This is a genomic window from Kibdelosporangium phytohabitans, assembly GCF_001302585.1.
Lineage (GTDB): Bacteria > Actinomycetota > Actinomycetes > Mycobacteriales > Pseudonocardiaceae > Kibdelosporangium > Kibdelosporangium phytohabitans.
Genome location: NZ_CP012752.1, coordinates 1626959 through 1646528, shown reverse-complemented (window position 1 = coordinate 1646528; position 19570 = coordinate 1626959). Strand labels below are relative to the sequence as shown.

Sequence of the window (19570 nt, the reverse complement as noted above, 5' to 3'; positions counted from 1 at the left end):
GTCACCCTCGTACACGTAGAGCCCCAGCCAACCCGGGGACCCGCACACGGGCCTCGAGGACAAGGACGGTGGACGACGATGTCTTCTGAGCTCACATCCCCATACGGATCAGGTGCCCAGGGTGCAAGCACTGCCGCGGCGACACCGAAGCGCGTGCGGATCCATCACCTGCAGGAAATGAAAGACCGCGGCGAGCCGTGGCCCATGCTGACCGCGTACGACATGTACACGGCCGCGCTGTTCGACGAGGCCGGTATCCCGGTCCTGCTCGTCGGTGATTCGGCGTCCAACAACGTGTACGGCTACGACACGTCATTGCCTGTGACGGTCGACGAACTCGTTCCGCTGGTCCGCGCCGTGACGCGCTCGGCCAGGCGGGCACTGGTCGTTGCCGACCTGCCGTTCGGCTCGTACCAGGTCTCACCGGCGCAGGCGCTGGAAACGGCGGTCCGGTTCATGAAGGAAGGCCGCGCGCACGCCGTGAAACTGGAGGGCGGAGCCCACTTCGCCCCGCACGTCGAAGCGCTGACGTCGGCCGGTGTGCCCGTGATGGGACACATCGGTTTCACTCCGCAGAGTGAACACAACCTCGGTGGTTATCGCGTGCAGGGCCGTGGCGACGCCGCCGACGTCCTGGTCACGGACGCGCTCGCGCTGCAGAACGCGGGGGCGTTCGCCGTGGTGATGGAAATGGTGCCCGGCGAGGCCGCCAAGCGGGTCACGCACGAGCTGCGGATTCCCACGATCGGCATCGGCGCCGGCCCGGACTGCGACGCGCAGGTCCTCGTCTGGCAGGACATGGCCGGGCTGCGGACCGGGAAGGCGCCGCGGTTCGTCAAGCGCTACGCCGACATGGCCGGGGTCCTGTCCGGCGCCGTGCAGCAGTTCGCCGCGGAGGTCAAGGACCGGCAGTTCCCCGGCCCCGAGCACACGTTCCACTGAGCAACCCCCTCGTGAGTGTTTCGGCCGGTTCAAACCGGCCGAAACACTCACGAGAGACTGGGTGGCATGCGCGTGTTCTACCCGGACATCCTCCCGTACGACTCCGGCATGCTCGATGTCGGCGACGGCCACCAGGTGTACTGGGAAGTCAGTGGCAACCCGGACGGCATCCCGGCGGTCGTCCTGCACGGCGGCCCCGGCTCGGGGACCAATCCGAAGCAACGGCAGCACTTCGACCCCGCGGCCTACCGGATCGTCCTGTTCGACCAGCGGGGATCCGGCAAGAGCACGCCGCACGTGAGCTCACCCGAGCACGACCTGGCCACCAACACCACCTGGCACCTGGTCGGCGACATGGAGAAGCTGCGTGCGCACCTCGGCATCGACAAGTGGCTGCTGTTCGGTGGCTCGTGGGGCGTGACGCTCGCGCTGGCGTACGGGCAGACGCACCCCTCACGCGTCAGCGGGATGATCCTGCGGGGCGTGTTCACGCTGCGACAGTCCGAACTGGACTGGCTGTACGGCGGCGGCGCCGGGCACATCTTCCCGGACGCGTGGGCGAAGTTCACCGAGTTCGTGCCCGAGGGCGAGGACGCGCTGACCGCGTACCACCGGCTGGTGTTCGGCGACGACCCCGAGCTGAGCCGGCGGGCCGCGGTCGCGTGGAGCACCTGGGAAGGCGCGACCGCGTCCACCCAGACCAGCATGGTGACCTCCTACGGCGAGGAGAAGTTCGCGGTCGCTTTCGCCCGGATCGCGTTGCACTACTTCGTCAACAAGGGCTGGCTGGCGGAAGGCCAGCTGCTCAGGGACGTCGGCAAGCTGGCAGGCATCCCCGGCGTGGTCGTCAACGGGCGCTACGACATCGTCACGCCGATGATCACCGCGTACGAGCTGGCCACGTCGTGGCCCGAGTGCGAGGGGCACGTGCTCAACTCGGCCGGGCACGCGGTCGCCGACCCCGGCATCGCCCAGCAGCTGCTCGCCGCGACCGACAGGTTCGCTCAGCGCAACGAGGTGTGAGCGTCCACAAGCGACGGGCCGCACCAGGTCAAGTGCCTGCCGTTGACCAGCTTGTAACTCTTGCCCGGGAACGCCTCCGGCCCGTCGGTGTCGGTGAACAGGTACGGCTCGTCCGGCAGCACCACCAGGTCCGCGTCCTGCGCCTGCAACTCGTCCAGCTTCGGGCGGGGGTACCGCTCCTCGTGCTCGGCGTACACGTTGGCCACGCCGAGCCGCAGCAGCACGTCACCGGCGAACGTGTCCCTGCCGATCACCACCCACGGCCGTCGCCACACCGGGATGATCGCCATGGAATGCACCGGAACCGTGTGCGACCAGAGGTTCTCGGCCTCCACCAGCCATTGCGGCTCGGTCAGGCCCAGGCCCTGGGTGAGCAGGCGCCGCACCGAACCGAGCCCGTCGGGGACGTTCGCGGCCGCTGACGTGACCCACACCGCGACGCCGTTGGCCCGCAGCCGTTCGACGTCCTGCGGCCGGTTCTCCTCGGCGTTGGCGACCACCAGGTCCGGCTGGAGGTCGAGCACGGCTTCGACGTCCGGGTACTTCGAGCCGCCGACCCTGGGGACGTCGAGGTCCTGCGGGTGCGTGCAGTAGTCCGTGGCGCCCGCGACCATGCCGGGCGCGCTGACCTCGATGGCCTCGGTCAGCGACGGGACCAGGCTGACGACCCGTGCCGGTGACGTGACCGGCACGGGTTCGCCGAGGTCGTCAAACGTCGGTGATCCGGATACCGGCATGGGCCTTGTAGCGGCGGTTGATGGCGATCAGGTTGGCGGTGAACGCCTCGACCTGGTGGGCGTTGCGCAGCCGTCCGCCGTAGATGCCGCGGAACCCCGGGATCGTCTCGGCCAGCGCGCGCACGACGTCCGTCGCTTCGCGGTCGTCACCGAGGACGAGCACGTCACTGTCCATCTCGGACACCGACAGGTCCTCGAGCGACACCGCGGACACGTGGTGGAACGCGGCGGTCACGCGGGACTCCGGCAACAGGGCGAGCGCTTGCTGGGCGGCGCTGCCTTCCTCGACCGGCAGCGCGAACGGGCCCTGCTTGTCGAAGCCGAGCGGGTTCACGCAGTCGATCACGATCTTGCCTGCCAGCGCCTCCCGGAGGGACTCCAGCAGCGGTTTGTGGCCCTCCCACGGCACGGCGACGAGTACGACGTCGGCCTGCCGGGCGGTCTCCAGGTTGTCCTGGCCGGTGATGTGCTCGACGCCCGCTAGCGTCCGCAGCTCGGCGGCGGTTTCCTCGGCGCGCTCCTGCTTGCGCGAACCGATGATCACCTTGAGTCCGGCCTTGGCCCAGCGCAGGGCGAGGCCACGCCCCTGCGGCCCGGTCCCGCCGAACACGCCGACCGTGAGTTGTGCAACGTCGGTCACTGCATCTCCACTTTTTCGAAAGACACCTTGCGTTTAACGGTATCCGCGGCCAGCAGCCGCACGCGGATCCGCCCGCCTTCCGAAAGGCCCTCACCAGCGCACTTGGCGATGACCGGCGGATCTGTGAGAAACACCTCGGCCGAATTGGCCTCCGCGCGCAGCACGACCGCGTCGAACTCGTGCCCGGCCCGGCCGGCCAGCACCCACGCCTCGGCCTGGTCGAGACACGCCCGGTCGACCTTGCTCGCCAACGAGTCCGAGCTCCCCATCAGCTTGGGCAGCTCCGGCAGGCTCGCGCGAACCCAGTCCGGCACCGGCTGGTCGGCGGACACCGCGAGGCAGATCTCGGCGCCGAATCGATCCACCAGACGCCGCAGCGGCGCCGTGACGTGCGCGTACGCAGCACCCAGCCCGGCGTGTGTGGTCAACTCGGGCAAGCTGCCGTCGAACGCCGTGTACCCCGCTCCGCGCAGCAACCGCGTGGCGTCCATGTACAACGCGAGCGACTCGGGGCTACGCGGATCCAGCCCAGCGAGCATCACCGAAACGGTGTCCGTCCGTGGCCACTCGATGCCGAGCGAACGAGCCGAACGCCGCAACCACTCGACGGCTCCCTCGTCCGGCTCCGGCAGGGTCCTCAACACACCGATACCGGCCTGGACCATGAGGCTCGCCGCACTCATACCCGTGAGCAGAGACATCTCGGCGTTCCACGCGTCAACGTTGTTACGCGGGCGCAGAGTCAGCGTCCACCTGCCGTTGCCGTTCGTCACCACCTCTTGTTCAGGCAGTTGGAGTTCGACCGCGCCACGCCGTACCGCGTGCTCTCTCCTCAGCCGCCCCAACGCGGGCAACGCGGCTACGGACGGGTGCGGGTTCCCCGCGTCGATGGTCGCTTGCACGCTGTCGTAGTCGAACTGGGCTATGGACTTCACCAGCGCACGGCGGACACGGATGTTCGTCGGTTCGCCGTCTTTGTCCAAGTCGATGGTCCACAACGCGGACGGCCGCACCTGTCCCGGCAGCAGACTGGCCGCCCCTTCCGACAGGATCGGCGGGTGCAGCGGCACGTTGCCGTCCGGGAGGTAGATGGTCTGGCCGCGCTGCCGTACCTCGACATCCAACGCGCCGCCGGGCTGGACGAAGGTGCCGAGGTCGGCGATGGCGTAGTGCAGCCTGAAGCCGTCCGGCCGCTGTTCGACGTAGAGCGCCTGGTCAAGGTCCTTGGAACCGGGCGGGTCGATCGTGACCAACGGCAGGCCGGTCGCGTCTTCGCGGGCGCCGACCAGGTGATCCCGATCGGTGACGGCCAGCTCCGCCTCGGCCAGCGCGGCGGGCGGGAACTGGGTCGGCAGGTCGAACTCGGCACGGACACCGGCGAAGTCGAGCGCGGCGCCGTCCGTCGTGTCCATGACGGCACCTTAACCACACTCGGGCCGACCCGTGAGTAGTTAAGACGACTTGAATCCGATTCGGCCGCCGCGCGGACATCATTCGCTGCCACGGGCTGACGGCCGCGGACCGCGTGCCGAGCGAGGGGCCCGCCGGAACAGTCGCGTCCAGCGGGCGGCCAGTTGCCCCAGCTGCTGTTCGGTCGTGCGGCTGGCGGGCTGCTGGGTGGCGTGCCAGATCACCATGGTGGGCTCCTCGGGAGTCGTCGAGTGGTCGGTTCCGACCTGACGACGCACCCGGCGCTGCCAATCGACACCGCGGCGGAAAAAACTTCGTGAGAATGTGTCGATCCAGTTCGACGGCCGCGTCGTGTGGGTGTGACCGAAGAGGAGCAACGATGCGGTACATGCTGTTGATCTGCGACGACCGGGCCGAACCGCCCGGCCCGCGGGAGACCGGCGCCCAGCCGGAGTTCGACCGGTGGATGCGGGACCTGGACGCGAAAGGGGCGAGCCGCGGCCGGACGCTGCTCCGTCCCGCGAGCGAGTCGATGACCGTCCGTGTCCGCGACGGCCGGCAGCTGGTGTCCGACGGCCCGTTCGCCGAGACCAAGGAGCGGATCGCCGGCTACGACATCCTGGAGTGCCGGGACATGGCCGAGGCGATCGAACTGGCGGCCATGCACCCGGCGGCGAAGTTCGGCGCGATCGAGGTGCGACCGGTTTGGCAGTGACCGGCCCGGTGCCGGCAGCACTGGCGACGGCCTTCCGCACCGAGTGGGGGAAGGTCGTCGCCACGCTGATCCGGGTCATCGGTGACTGGGACCTGGCCGAGGAATGCGCACAGGAGGCGTTCACCCGCGCGGCGGCGCGCTGGCCACTGGACGGCGTCCCGGACCGGCCCGGCGCGTGGCTGACCACCACGGCCCGCAACGCCGCGCTGGACCGGATCCGGCGGACCGGCGCCGAAGCCAACCGGCTGCGTGAACTCGCCACCGTGGAGCACCCGGCCGAACCGCGAACCGAGGACCCGGACGTCGTGCCCGACGACCGGCTGCGGCTGATGTTCACCTGCTGCCACCCGGCACTGCCGCTGGAGGCGCAGGTGGCGCTGACGCTGCGCACCCTCACCGGGCTGACCACACCGCGGATCGCGGACGCCTTCCTGGTCGGCGAACCCACCATGGCCCAACGCCTGGTCCGGGCCAAACGCAAGATCCGCGCGGCCCGCATCCCGTACCGCGTTCCGCCGCGGCACCTGCTCGCGGAACGCACCGCGGGCGTGCTCGGCGTGCTGTACCTGCTGTTCAACGAAGGCTATTCGGGACGGGAGAACCTCAGCCACGAAGCGATCCGGCTGGCCCGGGTGCTGGCCGAGCTGATGCCCGGCGAACCGGAGCCGCTGGGCCTGCTCGCGCTGATGCTGCTGCACGACTCCCGCCGCGCCGCCCGGCAGGACGGCGGAGAACTGATCACCCTGGCCGACCAGGACCGCGCGAAGTGGGACCACGAGCAGATCGACGAGGGCGTCACGACGCTCAACCGGGCGGTCGAGCACAACCGGCTGGGGCCGTACCAGGTCCAGGCCGCGATCGCCGCGTGCCACGCCACCGCGGCACGCGCCGAGGACACCGACTGGCGGCGCATCGTGCGGCTGTACGGGCTGCTGGACCCGTCACCGGTGGTCGAGCTCAACCGGGCGGTCGCGGTGGCCGAAGTGGACGGTCCACACGCGGGACTGGCCATTCTGGACGGCCTGCGGGACAGCCAGAAGCTGGCGAACTACCACCTGCTCCCGGCCACCCGGGCCGAGTTCCTGCGCAGCCTCGGCCGAACCGCCGACGCCCAAACCGCCTACCGGGAAGCGCTGGCACTGGCCCCCACCGAGGCCGAACGGCGGTTCCTGACAGCCCGGCTCACCGAAACCTGACAGTCAGTCGTCCTCGCCGCTCCAACGGCGGTCGGCCTCGTCGGCCGCCTTCGTGCGGTCGGCCGCGATCTGCAGGGCTTTCTCCGCCGTGGCCTTGTCCGGGTACGGGCCGAGCAGATCGGCGGCGCGGCAGATCTGGCCGTGTTCCACCCGGTTGTGCTTCGTGCAGTAGTACCAGCCTGGGTCCGGGTTCGAGTCCGCGGTCATCGGGTGCTCCAGTTCTCCTGTGCCGGGAAACCTCGCGGTGGGGTGTCCTGGAGGTCCGCGGCGTGTTCCCGCGGGATCGGGTCGAGGCAGGAGACGAGCACCTTCGTGTGCTCGGGGTCGGCGATCCTCCTGCCGTTGCGCTCCCGGTAGACCAGTTCACCGTCCGCGTCGATCTCCACTATGCACCCGACCTCCGCCAGCTGCTCCTCGTCCAGGTCCGCGATCACCTCGTAGCGGGACGGCACCACGCGGTACACCGGCCACGACAGGTGGCCGAAGGCCTGGTGGAACTCCGCCAGCAGGTGCGCCATCTGCTGCTGCCACACCAGCGGCATGCCTTCGGCGAGCGATCTCGGCAGCACCACGTACCCGTCGACCACCGCGGGCAGCGGACCGCTGCCCAGGTAGTCGCGCAGCGGCGTGCCCGATCTTGGAATGGGCGGTTGTTCCGGATACATGGCCTCTCCTCAAACTCCCGGCCGCACGGCTTGGCGCACCAGCCCACGCTCGGTGAAGCTCACCGGCCGGATGTGCACCGGCACCCCGGTCTGCTGGGCCTCGACGATTTTCCCATCTCCCAGGTACATCGCCACGTGGTGAATCGTGACGGGGTTGCCCGTGTCCCACGCCCAGAACAGCAGGTCACCGGGCTGCGCCTGCTCGACCGGCAGGTGTGCGCCCGCCTTGTACTGGTCCTTGGAAACCCTCGGAAGGATGATTCCCGCCGACCGGTATGCCTGGTTCATCAGGCTCGAGCAGTCGTACGCGTCCTGTCGCGTGAGCGCCGCGCCCCACAGGTACGGCTTGCCCTGCTGGGCGAGCGCGAACTCGATGGCCTTCGCCGCGCCGCCGGACGCGGCCGGCATCAGGTTCCCCGTGCCTTCGCCGCAGCCGGTCGGGTCGACGACGTCACCAGCGGCGCCGATCAGGTGGGACGCCATCGCTTCCCAGCGGTGGTAGCGGTCCGGGAACGCGGAGCGCTCCACGTCCTGCGCCGAGTCGCCCGGCCGCTGGTCCTTCCAGTTCGGGACCTTCTCCAGCACGTCGTAGAACTTGTTGATCGCGTACGTCGGATCGGTGACCTGGGCCGGGGATCCCCAGCCCATGGACGGCCGCATCTGGAAGATGCCGAGCGAGTCCCGGTCGCCGTAGTTCAGGCTGCGCAGCCCGGACTCGGTCATCCCCGCCTGGATGGCGACCTGCCACGCCAGCGGCGGCAGCTTGCGGTCCTTGCCGATCGCGATGATCCGCGCGACGTTGCCGCGCTGCTCGTCGTTGAGCTTGCTCGCGTCCATCTGCCCGCCCGAGCCCGCGGCCGTGATCGGGCCGATCGAGGCGTTGCAGCTGGCCAGGCTCACGTTCTGGGTGTTCTGCGTGGTCGAGACTACGGATGTGACCGCTGCCAGTGTCATGACTACCGCGAGCACCAGCACCGCGGCGATGCTGAGGAACACCGCCAGCCGCATGGCTAATCCACCTCGGTGTGTTCGTTGACGCGCCAGCCGTCATCGGTCTTGACGAGGGTGAGACGCAACTTCTTCACGTCCGTCGGGATGTCCACGGTCACCGAGCTGGTGTACGAGTCCGCGGTCGGCACCGGGCCGCCGCGGACCCTGCTCTGCGCGACCGACTTCGGGTCCACTTTGGACAACGTGGCACCGAAGTACTCGTCGGTGGTGTACGCCTTCAACTGGTTGAGCCAGTCCTCCGGCTTGACGTTGTCCGGGTGGTTGGTGAACGCCTCCGCCCACTTCAACGCGGCGTCGAGCGCGGACGGGTCGGCCTTGGCCGGTGTCTTGTTCTCCGACACCGGTTGCCGCGTCTCGGTCAGCGTCTGCGACGGCTGGCTGCCGCCCTGCGCCGCCGGGGGGACCACGCCGGGCGCCCCCTGGGTCGGTGTCGGCGACCTCGGCGTCGAGCCGGGCTTCGACGACGTGGTCGTGGCGGGTGGCTGCGCGGACTGCGAACCGCCGGTCAGCCTCGGCACGATGTACGCGATGAACAGGATGATCGCCAGGAGGAACAGCCCCGCGACGACGAGGTGCCTCGGCGATCGGAGCGGCCATCCCCACAGCTTGCGGTAGACCGCCGCGCGGCCCCGATTGGTCCGGATGGGCATAAGTCGCCTCCTCTCACCTTATGTACGCATCGGTATCGCGTGGTCCGTCATGCATGGGTAGCGGCCTTCGTGGCGGTGTGTTGTCACGCACTTCCAGACCGCGCGACGGCCGGTAGATCACGTGCACCGGCCGGCCCGCGACCATCTCGGTCTCCGCCGGCCTCGGTGCGACGACCGGAGGTGGTTCGTACACCGCGACTTCGTCACGTTGCCGCGGCGCGATGACCCGGGACGGGACGACCACCGCGTCGTCGGACCGGTCCCACTCGCGGTTGGCCACCGGTGCCGTGTCGACGATCCGGCTGCTTGCCTGCGCGGGCGGCAACGCGCCCGCCGGGCCGCGCGCCGGTGGCAGTCCGCGGTCGTCGCCGATGGCGCCGAACACGGCAGCCGTCGAACCGCCGATCGCGGTCCGGCCGGAGCCCGTCGGAGTGTTGCGGTCCATGCGTTCCGCGCTCGCGGCCACCGGGTTCGCCGCCTCCGGGCGCGGACGGCGGCCGTCGCGCCGGACCATGGGCTCGTCGTCGTGGTCGGTGTCGCGCACGTTGTCCCAGAACTCGTCCTGCGGGGTGCGCTGCTCGCCCTTGCGGCGGAACCGGGAGAACACACCCGGCCCGGCGGACGGCATGGCTCCGCCGACCGCACCGACGGAAAGCTCGACCATCTGCCACATTCTGCGCACAGGTCTGCCTATGACGAAGAAGATCACTGTGATCAACGCGGCCAACGCCATCATCGCGATCGTCGGCAGGCTGTCGCCCGCGTTGAAGATCGCGTTCAGCAGCAGGACGTGCATTCCGGCGAGCGCGGCGAGCACCAGCACGTTCAGCACGACCGCGGCGGCCGCGCGGGCGACCTTGCGCAGCAGGTCGTGGTACAGGATCGCGATCAGGCCGATCAGCGGCGTCGCCAGCAGGAAGATCCGCAGCAGCACCTGCGCCAGCAGGATGCCCAGCTTGGCGAACAGCTGGAACAGCGAGTACACGATGCCCTGGAACAGTGCGAGGAAACCGGAGCCGGTGCGGCTGCCGTCGGTACCGGCGAAGTTGCCCTTCGTCGGGCCGAGCTTGGTGGCGATCTCCTTGTACTTCGCCTTCTTCGCCTGCAGGGCGGCGTCGTCGACGGTGTCGGTCGAGTCGGTCTTGGTCCACGCCTGCGCGCCGAGCAGGTCCTTGGCGAACTGCTTGGCCTCCGGCGCCTCCTCGCTGCCGAAGACGCCACGCACCCAGTTCCGGTAGACGACGCGGTCGTGCAACGCCTCGGGCAACGCGTGCAGGTCGGACTCCGGCGCGTTGTCGGCCAGGAAGCCCGCTTGGATCTGCGTCGTCTTGGACAGGAAGCGTTCTTCCACTTCCTTGTACAGGGGACCGACGATGATGAACGACGTGGCGACCCACATCGCGGCCAGCGCCCACAACCCGCGCCGGGACACCGCCGCCAGGTCACCACGCCAGATGTAGCGGAACAGCAGCACCGCGAGGATCACCGCGGCCAGCCCGAACCACTTCACGTAGATGTTGTCGTAGAACAACTTCGTCGCGCCGTCGATGGCCTTGTCGAGCGGGCCCATCAGCTCGTCGTAAGCCAGCGCGTAGTGCACGCCGTTGGTGGCGGCGACGAAGTTCTTGCCCACGTCGAACAGCTGGTTTCCCATCCAGTTGCCGATCGTGGCGTCCGGGTCGGTGATGGCTTTGCCCACGATGCCGCAGCTCTCGTCGTAGACGTGCCAGACCTGACCGGCGTAGCCGAACGTGTTGTACGTGGAGCCGGGTGTGCCGTGGGTGGGGCGGGGTGCGTCGAGCGCCGCGACCATGCCCGCGGTGGGCCGTTCGGGGTTGGGGGCGTTGTCACAGGTCTGCGCGATGGCTGCCGGGGCGAACACGACGAGCTGGAGACCGAGGATCGTGGCGACGGTCAGGAAAGCCTTGCGCCGCCCGCGTTCCGGAAGCGGCCAGGTACGTCTGCGCCGGCGACGCGCTGCCACGAGCAGCGCGACGCCGAGGACCACCACGACCCATGTCATCATGCGGCGTCTTCCTGGCCCGGCTTCTTCGGTGCCCCACCCCCGACCGGTTGCTCAACCGGTTCTTCGGCAAGGCCCAGTTCGAGGTCCGCTTCCAGTTCGAACTCCTCGTCAGCGTCGGAGAACTGCACGGGCGGCTGGTGTGCGGGCTCGGGTTCCGGTGCGTGCTGCTGCGCGGCGTCCGCGGCGCGGGCCGGGTCGCGCAGGGCGTCCGGCGTCGTGTCCATGGCCGTGCGGAAGTGATCCATGTGCGGCCCGGAGAAGTCGGCGCGGATGCGTTCCACGCCGCCCGTGCCGTCCGCGAAGATGAACTGACGCGGGGCGCGGTCCTTCTCCAGCTCGGTGCGTTGCGCGGGACGACGGCCGAGGCTCGCCACGACCTGCTCGTAGCCCGCGCCGATCGGCACCTTCAGCAACCGCAGGGCATCCGCCTGCGCGGCGTCGTCGTCGAGCCTGCCGACGAACACCGAGTCCAGCAGCGACACGAAACCCTGGATCCGCAGGAAGTCCGCCGGGATCTGGCTGGACAGCAGCACGCGCACGTTCCACTTGCGGGAGTCACGCGCGAACCTGTTCATCAGCACCCGGCCTGTCGGCACCTCGGACAGGAAGAACGCCTCGTCGATCCAGACGCCTTTGCGCAAGTCCTTGGGGCGCTCGTAGATCGACCGCTGCGTCAGCCACGCCGCCAGGTTGAGCATCTCGACACCGAGTGCCTCGGCGTCGGTCCAGTGCTCACGGCCCACGCCGTCCTTCGGCAGCGTCAGGCCCGCCATCGTCAGCACGGTCAGCCGGTCGTCACGCGTCTCGTTGTACGGGTCCGCGTCCTCTTCCGGGATGAGCAGCGACATGCGCTCACGCATCTCGTCGAGGAAGTCCGCGACGACCACAGCGTGTTCGTGGTGTTCGCTCGCGTCACGCCGCAGCGCCTCGAAAACCATGCCCGGGTGGGCGTCGAACCGGCCACCGATCGTCCGGACCGCGCGCAGCAGCACGATCCTGGTCTGCGGCAACCGGGCGACCTCGTACGGCAGCAACCCGGTGAGCACGTCGAGCACGAGCCGCCGGCGAGTCGCCGCGGCGAGGGCCTTCTCCCTTCGCCACGCGCGTTCCGGGTCTTCCTCGTCCATGAAGTGCTCGATCATCGGCTCGGCGACCACGCGGTACGGGTTGAGGATTCCCGGTTGCGCGTTGAGCAGGTTGATCGGGCGGGCGTACGGCCGCAGTTCGGGCAGTTCGCACAGCCTGGCCAGCGGGCCGGACGGGTCGAGCACTGTCCAGTAGGCGCCGGAGCGCAGCGTCTTGTAGACGACCCCGCCGCCGAGGAACGACTTGCCGCCACCGAGACCGGCGACCATCGCGGTCAGACCGGAGGAGTCACGCAACTCCTGCGCCATCCACGGGTCCCACGCCACCGGGCGCCGGGTCGCGGTGCACGTCTCACCGAGCAGGATCCCCCGCCGGTCACCGACTTCGGCCGTGGCCGTCGGCACGGACGAGGCCGCCCACATCACCGACCCGCGCCGCAGGTAGGCCGCGGAGGCCAGCGGCTCGCCGGGGATGAACTCGCGGGCCATCGCGTACTGCGCTTCGGGGTGCTCGATCGCGATCTTCGGCTTGTACAGGTCCAGCAGCTGCTGGGCCAGGCGCAACGCGTCACGCTCGGTCGGCCCGGACACCGCCAGCCGCCACCACGAGCGCACGCGGGTGCCCAGCGCGGTGAAGCCGCTGGTCATCTCGTCGTCGATCTCCAGCACGCGGCCCGCCTGGCGGGCCAGCGACTGCGGCGGCTCGAGGCCGTGCTCGTCCGTGTAGTGCTTGACCTGGGAGCGGACCTTGTTCATCTGCCTGGCCAGCTCGCCCTGGACCTCCTCGGGCCGCCGGACGTAGATCCGCGCGGACCACTCGACCGTCGCGGGCAGGCGATCCGAGCGCTGCACCCAGGGGTCGTCGATCTCGGGGATCTGCAAGCCGTGCATCAGCCCGACGGTCAGCACTGCCACGTGCCGGTTCACCCCGGCGTTCGAACCGGTCCGGCCGCGCACAGTCACCGTCGGGGAGTACGGGTCCTGGTGGAAGTCAGCCGCGTCGGTGAAGCTGGCCAGGTCTTCCGGCTCCCACGCCGCGCCGGGCACGGCGGGCAGGTTGCGCGGCGCGGGCAGGCCGAGCGAGCACGAGCGGTGCATCAGCCACGACATCTCCTCGGCCGTGACCGGGCGGCCCTCCAGTCCAGCGGAGCTCATCACCTGGTCGAGGTGCTCGACCTCGCTGTCCAGCGCGACCAGTTCGGCGTCGACCGCGTCGGGGAAGATCTTGCGCAGCAATGGGGCGGCCCGTTCGACCGCCCTGTCCACTATGTTGCGCGTCTGCACCTGGACGCCGAGGTAGACCTCCTTCTCGGCCATCGACCGGCCCATCAGCTGCTGCTGTTCGCCCACGAGGTAGTCGTCGAACGACAGCGCGCCGGGAACGTCCGGCAACCGGCCGACAGCGTTGTGCACGTGCGCCTCGGCCCACATCCGGATGGGATACGGCCGGGCGGTCACGCGCAGGTGCAGCCACCGGCCGTGCAGCTCGGCGTACTGGCCCGCGATGGCCGCGATCAGGTCCTGGCGCTGCGAGTCGCTGCGGAACGACCAGCGCTGCGGCGCCAGCCGGTACCAGGCGTACACGTCTGTCCCCGTGCGCAGCAGGTGGCCGTCGATGCTGCGGGCCGCGATCTCCGGCGTGTAGCTCGGGATCCCCTGCTCGCCGGGCAGCCGCTTGTTGCGTTTCGCCGCTGCCTTGGCCTGAGCCTTGCGCCCGGCCTTGGTGGCCGGTGGTGGCGGCATGAAGTTGTTCTGCCCGCCGGCCCTGTGCCGGTGGCGCGGCTGGGGCGGCTCGTAGCCGGGGGCCGGTGGCAACGCCTGACGCTGTTGCTGTTGTTGCCTGGCCGGTGGCTGCGGTTGCTGGCGGATCGCAGGCGGCTGTGCCTGCTGGTGGTACGGCACTGCTTGGTCGAACGGGTGCGGCTGCCTCGCCTGAACCCGCTCGGCCGGGTCAGACCCGGGCTTGCGTCGGCGTGCGAACACCGCTGACCTCCCGCCTGCGTTCGTTGCCGCGACCGCGCTTGCGCACCTTCGGCCGCGGCCGGTGAGCGTTCACCCTTACCCGGGTGGCGCTGACCGCACCACCCATTCCCGTGTTCGTCTCACGGGGTGCTGTGAGTTCGCGGCTCCACATCGCCAGTACGGCGCCCAACGGCCGCTCGTGGCTGATGCGGGAGCAGATGAAACGGGTCAGCAGGACGGTGGCGACCAGCGCCCACGCTGTGCTGAAGAAGCCGAAGCCGATGCCCATCGCGCGTTCCACTGTCAGCGCGATCAGGAAGACGGCGACGCCGACTCCCCACGCCACGTAGCGGGCGCGCCAAGGGAACGTGGCCTTCGGCGGCCCGAGCCACACCGCGTCGACGCGGTACACCTCGTCGTCTGTACGAATCCGCACGCGATCAGGCCCTGAACAGGCTGGCGATCCATTCGCCGATGTCCTGGCCGGCACTGGTGGTCACCGCCAGGCCGATGATCGCCAGTGCGATGACGACACCGCCGAGCCTGCGCATGACACCGGCGTTGTCGCCCTTGCCACCGCCGAGCCACAGCAGGAGCAACGCGACCGCGAGCAGCAGCAACGGCACCAGGTTGTTGAGGATCCATCCGCGGACCCCCTCTGTGCCCAGGCCCTTCTGGTCTTGAGCAAGGGTGATCAGGGCCGTCATCATCTCGAACTCCCAAATACGACGAGCGAAGCGGAACCGGGTCCCGCTGTGCCTATCGAGTAGAACATGTCGGCTTCACGAGGTGTAGTGGGCAGCGAACGCACCGTAGATCCAGATTCGACCTCCTGCCGGGGGTGGCCGGGGTGTACGTATGACCACCCCCCATGATGGGGTGGCGGGAGGCGCTCGTATGCAATGACCACCCAATTCGCCCAACATCGTGTGGAGTTCACCCGGCTGACCGACCTGTGTTCACACTTGGTGCGGCAAGTCACGAGCGCCGCACAGTCTAGCCGATCGGCAATCCCCCGATCGGCCCAGCCAGCGGTCACACACCGGCGCAGGTCACCGTTGTCCTGAGTGGACTGAACAGCTCCTCCGCGCCTCGATCAGGTGAAATTCGACCACTGCGTGAGACGGGTTCACAATCGTACGGGCATGATCATCTCAAACTCGAACATGTGTTCGATTATACCCTGGATGAATACGAGTTCGAGTTCGTACGAACTTCTCACTTAAGGTGATCGTTTGGGCGGCGCCGACATGAGTGCGTACCGCACCCAAGTTCCCGGGCAAGCGGACAGGAACTGGCCGCAATGGCCTCTACCGTGAACCCATGCACCGCTTCACATGGGCCGACGTCTGCGCCCGACGGCTGGCCCGGCACGGGTTGAGCACACCGCTGGCCGCCCAGCCGGTCGACGTGGTCAAGGCGATGGCCGGGACGCACGCGCAGGTCATGTCCGCCGCCGAACTGGGCATCGCGCTGCGGATCGACGGCGCCACCCGCGCCGACGTCCAGAACGCGCCCGGCCTGGTCAAGACGTTCGGTCCACGCGGCACAGTCCACTTCCTGCCCGAGGCGGACCTGCCGCTCTGGCTCGGCGCGCTCGCAGCGGTGCCGACCGGCCCCAACCCGTTCGACGAGACCGTCCGGATGACCGCCGAGCAGACCGAGGAAGTCATCACGGCGATCGGCAAAGCGTTGCACGGCACGGAACTGACCGTCGACGAACTGACCGACGCACTCGCCTCGCTGGTCGGGCCGTGGGCAGCGGAGAAGGTGATGCCCGCGTTCCAGGACTACTGGCCGCGCTGGCGAACCGTGACGCACCTGGCCGCCATCCGTGGCGTGTTGTGCTTCGGCGCCAACAAGGGCCGCAAGGTCACGTACACCAATCCCGGCGCGGCACCGGCTCCCGCGGCGCCATCCCTGCGGCACGTTCTACACAGTTATATAGGGGCGTACGGGCCGTCGACTCCGCAACGGTTCGCACACTGGCTGAACGGACCGGTCAAATGGGCCGCTGAAGTGTTCGCGTCGGCCGATCTGGAGCAGGTCGAAGTGGAAGGTGAGCTCGCGTGGAACCTGCCGGGCGACACCGCCGTGCCGGAATCCGCTGGCTGCGTCCGCCTTCTGCCGTATTTCGACGGTTACGCGTACCGCGTGGGCAACCAGCCGCCGTCGCTGCTGTACCCCGGCAAAGCCAAGGAACGGGTACTGCCGCAGAACTTCCAGTACCTGATCGTCGACGGCACCGTGGCCGGGCTGTGGCACCAGCGCAAATCCGGCCGTCGCGTGGACATCACGGTCGAAGCGCTCGTGAAGCTGGACAAACGCCGACGCGCCGAGCTTGACCAACAAGCCCAGCGCGTCGGCGAGATCATCGGCGCCACACCGAATCTGACACTCGGCGAGGTCACCGTCGGCGGCCATGCCTAATGGGACGGTCGCAGTGATCGCGGTGGCGTGAAGTCGATGAACGCGGGCGGCATCTCCTTGTCGCTGATGGTGAGCAGGTCGAACACGTTCTGATACGTGCTGCCGTACGCGGCGGCGGCCGAGTTGAGCCTCGCCGGGTCCGTGGCCTGCCAGCGCCCGGTGTCCAGCTTGTCCAGCAGTGTCCGAAGCGCAGTCAGTTCCTCGGCCGCGCTGAACGCACAGTGGCCACCGCGGTCGACGTACAGTTGCCGGATCCGGTCGGGACGGTCCAGCTTGTCCGCGTACCAGCGCTCCTGATCGGACACCGCGCCGCCGTCACGCGCGTTGTGCAGCGTGACCATCGGCACCCGCAGCCGCCCACTCGCGACGCCGTTGCGGTACATGTACGCCACCGCTTGGGGATCGGGTGCGATCCTCGGCGCCTTCGCCAGCTTCGCGAGGTCCGCGTCCAGGTCTGCCCCTGCCTTGCGGTACGCCCGCCGCACCTCGTCACGCAGGTGGGATTTGCCCAGCAGGCGGCTGTAGTCGACACCGATGTTGAAGGACGGGTTCCCACCGGCACGGCGCTCCAGGTCCTCGCGCCCGCCCTTCGGCCCCATCCCGGTGATGTACGCCCAGTAGATCCACTCCGCCTGGTCGGCGATCGGGTCCTCCGGCCGCGGACCGTGCGCGTCGTACCAGCCGGGGATGTTGCCGAGCGCCGCGGCCAGCGCGATCCGGGCCCGCCCGGTGGCGTCCTGTTCGGCGCCGACGACCGCCTGCTGGAGCGCCTCGGTGCTGGCATCCGGATCGCGTGCCTTCACCAGGTCGATGTCCTTGTCCCCGGCCAGGAGCGTCTTCACGACGAAGGCGATGTCGAGCCCGGTGTTCCACGTGCTCTGCGGGTCGTACTCGGCGCACATCCCCAGCACGCCGTCGAACCGGTGGGGATTGCGCTCGGCCAGCAGGGCGGCGATGCCGCCACCCATCGAACTGCCGGTCGCGATGGTGCGGCGCGGCTTGCCGACGTTCCTGCCGAACCAGTCCAGCAACGCGATCTGGTCGCGCAGCGCGGGCTCCACCGTGTAGCCGTAGTACCCTTCGAACTCCGACGCCGCCAATGCGAACCCGTTGCGCAGCAACCAATTCGGCACGTCTTCGAGACGGTTGGCGAGCATCGTGACCGGTGGGCTCCCGAACTGCGTGTAGAGCCCGTGGCTGTAGAGCAGAAGCGTACCGTTCCAGTTGGACGGAACCTCGACGCGGAACTTGACGCCGCCGATCGTCCCGGCATGGCTGCGGTGCTGCGGCTGGGCCGCCGTCGCGGGCACGGCGAGAGCGAGCATGCCCGCGACGACGGCGATCACCAAGCGTCTCATGCGTACATCGACTTTCCGGTCTCCAGCAACGACTTCAGGTCGCTGAGCATCTCGGCCCAGCCGCCACCGTGCCCCTCCAGCATGCCGCCGGTCTGCGCGGCCGTCTGCGGCGCGTCCGTGACGTCGTGAGTGACAGTCAGGCAGCAGATGCCGCCTTCCTTCTCGTCGAGCTCGTACGTCAGCGTGGTCGCGGGTTCCCCCGTGTACGTCATGCGCCAGGTCTGCACGAGTTTGTGCGGCGGATCCGCCTCAAGCACCTCGCCGTCGATGATGACGTCCGGGGCGCCCTGCTCCTTCATGGCTTCGCTGGCCAGGCCCCGGTAAGCGCCGCCGACGCGCATGTCGTACTCGACCGGCGCCTGGTAGCCGTACTTCACCGTCCACTCCGGCTTGGTGATCGCGTCCCAGATCGTCTGCGCGGACGCCTTGATGTAGACGCGGTTGACCTGCACGGTCCTGGTCGTCGTCATGGGTCTCTCCAATTCGGCCTTCAGGTCCGCGAGCGCGGAAACCTGCTGCAGCGTGTACTTGTCGATCCACCGGTCGTGGATCAGCCGGATCGGGACGGGGTTGAGGAAGTGCAACTTCTCCCGTCCCGACTTGCGTGGAACCACCAGACCGGCTTCTTCCAGCACTTTCAGGTGCTTCATCACGCCGAACCGCGTCATCTCCAGCTCGGACTCGAGTTCCGTGAGCGTCCGGCCGTCCCGGACGAACAACAGGTCGAGCAGGAAACGACGACTGGAATCGGCCAGCGCCTTGAACACCCTGGCGTCGTCCTCGGTCACAGGAGAGACCTTATGTGACCTTTTAGTCACATGTCAATGGCCTCCCTCGGATCGAACCCGCCGACGGCCATCCCGATCACGAACGCCGCCGCGGCCTCCAAGATCACCGCCCGGCTCAGCGGCCCCGCGTTGACCGGCGTACAGCCGATACTCCTGACCAGCGCGGACACCGTCCCGAACGCCGCAGGGTCGGCACCGCAGATCGGCACGAGCTTGGCCGGATCGTCCCGTTTCCACACGGACTCGTGGCAGAGGTTGAACGCCTTGACCACCTGCGCGCCGGGCGCCAGCGCGGCGATCCGCTCGGCCATCGAGGGATGGGTCGCCAGCGTCCACGCGCCCTGCACGATCGAGTTCGTGCAGTCGACCAGCACCTTGCCGCCGACGTCGACGGTCTTGAGGACGGCTTCAGCGCCGTCAGCCGGAACGGCCAGCAGAACGACATCACCGAAGGCCGCGGCACCGGCGAACGAGCCCGCGCCGGACCTGTTGCTGTACCTCACCTCGTGCCCGGCCCTGGTCCACAGTCCGCCAAGGCCACGCGCCATGTTCCCGGCGCCGAGAATTCCGATTCGCATACCGGGAACCCTAGAAAGGCAGCTGGTTACCAAACGGTTCCCTGACGCACACTGGAACCATGCTCATCGCCGACTGCCCGGCCCGGCTCGCGTTCGACATCGTGTCCAACACGTGGAACGCGGTGGTGATCTGGGCCCTGAAGGACGGCCCGCTGCGGCACAGCGAACTGCGCAGGCGGATCGGCGGCATCAGCGCCAAAGTGCTGACCGAGACGCTGCGGCGGCTGACGGACTACGGGCTGGTCAGGCCCGCGTACGAACTCACCGCACTCGGCCGGACCATGCTCGGGCCGATCGAGGCGATGGGCAAGTGGGCGCACGAACACGGCCCGGACGTATCGGTCGTAAGGTAAG

21 protein-coding genes are annotated in these 19570 nt (G+C 68.9%); 6 read left to right on the top strand and 15 right to left on the bottom strand.

Translation table 11 applies throughout. The features are described from left to right. The first annotated feature begins 78 nt into the window (after positions 1 to 78). Positions 79 to 942, top strand: coding sequence for a 3-methyl-2-oxobutanoate hydroxymethyltransferase (panB, locus tag AOZ06_RS07515; protein ID WP_054288765.1), 864 nt, complete (start codon positions 79 to 81; stop codon positions 940 to 942). 66 nt (positions 943 to 1008) lie between these two features. After that, positions 1009 to 1965: a prolyl aminopeptidase gene (gene pip, locus AOZ06_RS07510; RefSeq protein WP_054288764.1), complete on the top strand. Its 957-nt coding sequence runs from the start codon at positions 1009 to 1011 to the stop codon at positions 1963 to 1965. Here the strand turns inward: pip and AOZ06_RS07505 are convergent. The 4 genes from AOZ06_RS07505 to AOZ06_RS55965 all read right to left on the bottom strand — a co-directional run bounded on the left by AOZ06_RS07505 (position 1947) and on the right by AOZ06_RS55965 (position 4979). Next, positions 1947 to 2702, bottom strand: a complete 756-nt coding sequence (locus AOZ06_RS07505) for a helical backbone metal receptor (protein WP_054288763.1) — start codon at positions 2700 to 2702, stop codon at positions 1947 to 1949. The two genes, pip and AOZ06_RS07505, sit on opposite strands and share 19 nt — an antisense overlap. After that, positions 2674 to 3342 (bottom strand): NADPH-dependent F420 reductase, encoded by a 669-nt coding sequence (npdG, locus tag AOZ06_RS07500; RefSeq protein WP_054288762.1) that lies wholly within the window; start codon positions 3340 to 3342, stop codon positions 2674 to 2676. Before npdG ends, AOZ06_RS07505 begins: the two co-directional genes overlap by 29 nt. Then, positions 3339 to 4754: an RNB domain-containing ribonuclease gene (locus tag AOZ06_RS07495; protein WP_054288761.1), complete on the bottom strand. Its 1416-nt coding sequence runs from the start codon at positions 4752 to 4754 to the stop codon at positions 3339 to 3341. Before AOZ06_RS07495 ends, npdG begins: the two co-directional genes overlap by 4 nt. 78 nt (positions 4755 to 4832) lie before the next feature. After that, entirely contained in the window at positions 4833 to 4979 is a 147-nt protein-coding gene (locus AOZ06_RS55965) for a hypothetical protein (protein ID WP_157232885.1), read from the bottom strand. 152 nt (positions 4980 to 5131) lie between these two features. Between AOZ06_RS55965 and AOZ06_RS07485 the strand changes: the two genes are divergently transcribed. Together AOZ06_RS07485 and AOZ06_RS07480 are read left to right on the top strand one after the other, a co-directional pair. Beyond that, positions 5132 to 5467 (top strand): YciI family protein, encoded by a 336-nt coding sequence (locus AOZ06_RS07485; RefSeq protein WP_054288759.1) that lies wholly within the window; start codon positions 5132 to 5134, stop codon positions 5465 to 5467. Next, positions 5464 to 6663, top strand: a complete 1200-nt coding sequence (locus AOZ06_RS07480) for an RNA polymerase sigma factor (RefSeq protein ID WP_054288758.1) — start codon at positions 5464 to 5466, stop codon at positions 6661 to 6663. The genes AOZ06_RS07485 and AOZ06_RS07480 overlap by 4 nt, the downstream gene beginning before the upstream one ends. A gap of 3 nt (positions 6664 to 6666) precedes the next feature. Here AOZ06_RS07480 and AOZ06_RS07475 read toward each other — a convergent pair whose 3' ends face one another. The 8 genes from AOZ06_RS07475 to AOZ06_RS07440 form a co-directional block, all read right to left on the bottom strand. Then, the gene (locus AOZ06_RS07475; RefSeq protein ID WP_054288757.1) at positions 6667 to 6870 is read right to left on the bottom strand and encodes a hypothetical protein; all 204 of its coding nucleotides are present in this window, start codon (positions 6868 to 6870) and stop codon (positions 6667 to 6669) included. Then, the gene (locus AOZ06_RS07470; RefSeq protein ID WP_054288756.1) at positions 6867 to 7328 is read right to left on the bottom strand and encodes a hypothetical protein; all 462 of its coding nucleotides are present in this window, start codon (positions 7326 to 7328) and stop codon (positions 6867 to 6869) included. Before AOZ06_RS07470 ends, AOZ06_RS07475 begins: the two co-directional genes overlap by 4 nt. Positions 7329 to 7337: 9 nt before the next feature. Beyond that, positions 7338 to 8336, bottom strand: coding sequence for a C40 family peptidase (locus AOZ06_RS07465; protein WP_054288755.1), 999 nt, complete (start codon positions 8334 to 8336; stop codon positions 7338 to 7340). Positions 8337 to 8338: 2 nt separating this feature from the next. After that, a complete protein-coding gene (locus AOZ06_RS07460) occupies positions 8339 to 8989 on the bottom strand; it encodes an RAD23 family protein (protein WP_054288754.1) in 651 nt (216 codons plus the stop codon). Between the two features lie 13 nt (positions 8990 to 9002). Further along, on the bottom strand, positions 9003 to 11015 hold the full coding sequence (locus tag AOZ06_RS07455) for a hypothetical protein (RefSeq protein WP_179950811.1): 2013 nt from the start codon (positions 11013 to 11015) through the stop codon (positions 9003 to 9005). Then, a complete protein-coding gene (locus AOZ06_RS07450; RefSeq protein WP_054296484.1) occupies positions 11012 to 13843 on the bottom strand; it encodes an ATP-binding protein in 2832 nt (943 codons plus the stop codon). Before AOZ06_RS07450 ends, AOZ06_RS07455 begins: the two co-directional genes overlap by 4 nt. Before the next feature lie 208 nt (positions 13844 to 14051). Beyond that, positions 14052 to 14498, bottom strand: coding sequence for a hypothetical protein (locus AOZ06_RS07445; protein ID WP_054288753.1), 447 nt, complete (start codon positions 14496 to 14498; stop codon positions 14052 to 14054). Between the two features lie 4 nt (positions 14499 to 14502). Then, positions 14503 to 14769 carry a hypothetical protein gene (locus AOZ06_RS07440; RefSeq protein ID WP_054288752.1) on the bottom strand — a complete coding sequence of 89 codons (267 nt, stop codon included), beginning with the start codon at positions 14767 to 14769 and terminating at the stop codon, positions 14503 to 14505. A 616-nt stretch (positions 14770 to 15385) separates the two neighbouring features. Between AOZ06_RS07440 and AOZ06_RS07435 the strand changes: the two genes are divergently transcribed. Continuing rightward, positions 15386 to 16492: a winged helix DNA-binding domain-containing protein gene (locus tag AOZ06_RS07435; protein WP_054288751.1), complete on the top strand. Its 1107-nt coding sequence runs from the start codon at positions 15386 to 15388 to the stop codon at positions 16490 to 16492. Here the strand turns inward: AOZ06_RS07435 and AOZ06_RS07430 are convergent. From AOZ06_RS07430 to AOZ06_RS07420, 3 genes are read right to left on the bottom strand one after another with little or no spacing between them, the layout of a single operon-like run. After that, the gene (locus AOZ06_RS07430; RefSeq protein ID WP_083471554.1) at positions 16489 to 17850 is read right to left on the bottom strand and encodes an alpha/beta hydrolase family protein; all 1362 of its coding nucleotides are present in this window, start codon (positions 17848 to 17850) and stop codon (positions 16489 to 16491) included. The two genes, AOZ06_RS07435 and AOZ06_RS07430, sit on opposite strands and share 4 nt — an antisense overlap. After that, positions 17847 to 18638: an ArsR/SmtB family transcription factor gene (locus AOZ06_RS07425; protein WP_054288750.1), complete on the bottom strand. Its 792-nt coding sequence runs from the start codon at positions 18636 to 18638 to the stop codon at positions 17847 to 17849. Before AOZ06_RS07425 ends, AOZ06_RS07430 begins: the two co-directional genes overlap by 4 nt. A 26-nt stretch (positions 18639 to 18664) precedes the next feature. Then, the gene (locus AOZ06_RS07420; protein ID WP_054288749.1) at positions 18665 to 19216 is read right to left on the bottom strand and encodes an NADPH-dependent F420 reductase; all 552 of its coding nucleotides are present in this window, start codon (positions 19214 to 19216) and stop codon (positions 18665 to 18667) included. A 59-nt stretch (positions 19217 to 19275) separates the two neighbouring features. On the opposite strand from AOZ06_RS07420, the gene AOZ06_RS07415 reads away from it, so the two are divergent. Beyond that, a complete protein-coding gene (locus AOZ06_RS07415) occupies positions 19276 to 19569 on the top strand; it encodes a winged helix-turn-helix transcriptional regulator (protein WP_054288748.1) in 294 nt (97 codons plus the stop codon). Position 19570: the final 1 nt, after the last annotated feature.

What these genes read in the sequence shown, in the direction of transcription:
- AOZ06_RS55965 (WP_157232885.1), bottom strand. Translation starts at nt 4,979, where the DNA reads ATGGTGATCTGGCACGCCACCCAGCAGCCCGCCAGCCGCACGACCGAA.
- AOZ06_RS07430 (WP_083471554.1), bottom strand. Translation starts at nt 17,850, where the DNA reads ATGAGACGCTTGGTGATCGCCGTCGTCGCGGGCATGCTCGCTCTCGCC.
- AOZ06_RS07440 (WP_054288752.1), bottom strand. Translation starts at nt 14,769, where the DNA reads ATGACGGCCCTGATCACCCTTGCTCAAGACCAGAAGGGCCTGGGCACA.
- AOZ06_RS07420 (WP_054288749.1), bottom strand. Translation starts at nt 19,216, where the DNA reads ATGCGAATCGGAATTCTCGGCGCCGGGAACATGGCGCGTGGCCTTGGC.
- AOZ06_RS07505 (WP_054288763.1), bottom strand. Translation starts at nt 2,702, where the DNA reads ATGCCGGTATCCGGATCACCGACGTTTGACGACCTCGGCGAACCCGTG.
- AOZ06_RS07465 (WP_054288755.1), bottom strand. Translation starts at nt 8,336, where the DNA reads ATGCGGCTGGCGGTGTTCCTCAGCATCGCCGCGGTGCTGGTGCTCGCG.
- panB (WP_054288765.1), top strand. Translation starts at nt 79, where the DNA reads ATGTCTTCTGAGCTCACATCCCCATACGGATCAGGTGCCCAGGGTGCA.
- AOZ06_RS07435 (WP_054288751.1), top strand. Translation starts at nt 15,386, where the DNA reads ATGCACCGCTTCACATGGGCCGACGTCTGCGCCCGACGGCTGGCCCGG.
- AOZ06_RS07455 (WP_179950811.1), bottom strand. Translation starts at nt 11,015, where the DNA reads ATGATGACATGGGTCGTGGTGGTCCTCGGCGTCGCGCTGCTCGTGGCA.
- AOZ06_RS07475 (WP_054288757.1), bottom strand. Translation starts at nt 6,870, where the DNA reads ATGACCGCGGACTCGAACCCGGACCCAGGCTGGTACTACTGCACGAAG.
- AOZ06_RS07415 (WP_054288748.1), top strand. Translation starts at nt 19,276, where the DNA reads ATGCTCATCGCCGACTGCCCGGCCCGGCTCGCGTTCGACATCGTGTCC.
- AOZ06_RS07485 (WP_054288759.1), top strand. Translation starts at nt 5,132, where the DNA reads ATGCGGTACATGCTGTTGATCTGCGACGACCGGGCCGAACCGCCCGGC.
- pip (WP_054288764.1), top strand. Translation starts at nt 1,009, where the DNA reads ATGCGCGTGTTCTACCCGGACATCCTCCCGTACGACTCCGGCATGCTC.
- AOZ06_RS07470 (WP_054288756.1), bottom strand. Translation starts at nt 7,328, where the DNA reads ATGTATCCGGAACAACCGCCCATTCCAAGATCGGGCACGCCGCTGCGC.
- AOZ06_RS07495 (WP_054288761.1), bottom strand. Translation starts at nt 4,754, where the DNA reads ATGGACACGACGGACGGCGCCGCGCTCGACTTCGCCGGTGTCCGTGCC.
- AOZ06_RS07450 (WP_054296484.1), bottom strand. Translation starts at nt 13,843, where the DNA reads ATGCCGCCACCACCGGCCACCAAGGCCGGGCGCAAGGCTCAGGCCAAG.
- AOZ06_RS07460 (WP_054288754.1), bottom strand. Translation starts at nt 8,989, where the DNA reads ATGCCCATCCGGACCAATCGGGGCCGCGCGGCGGTCTACCGCAAGCTG.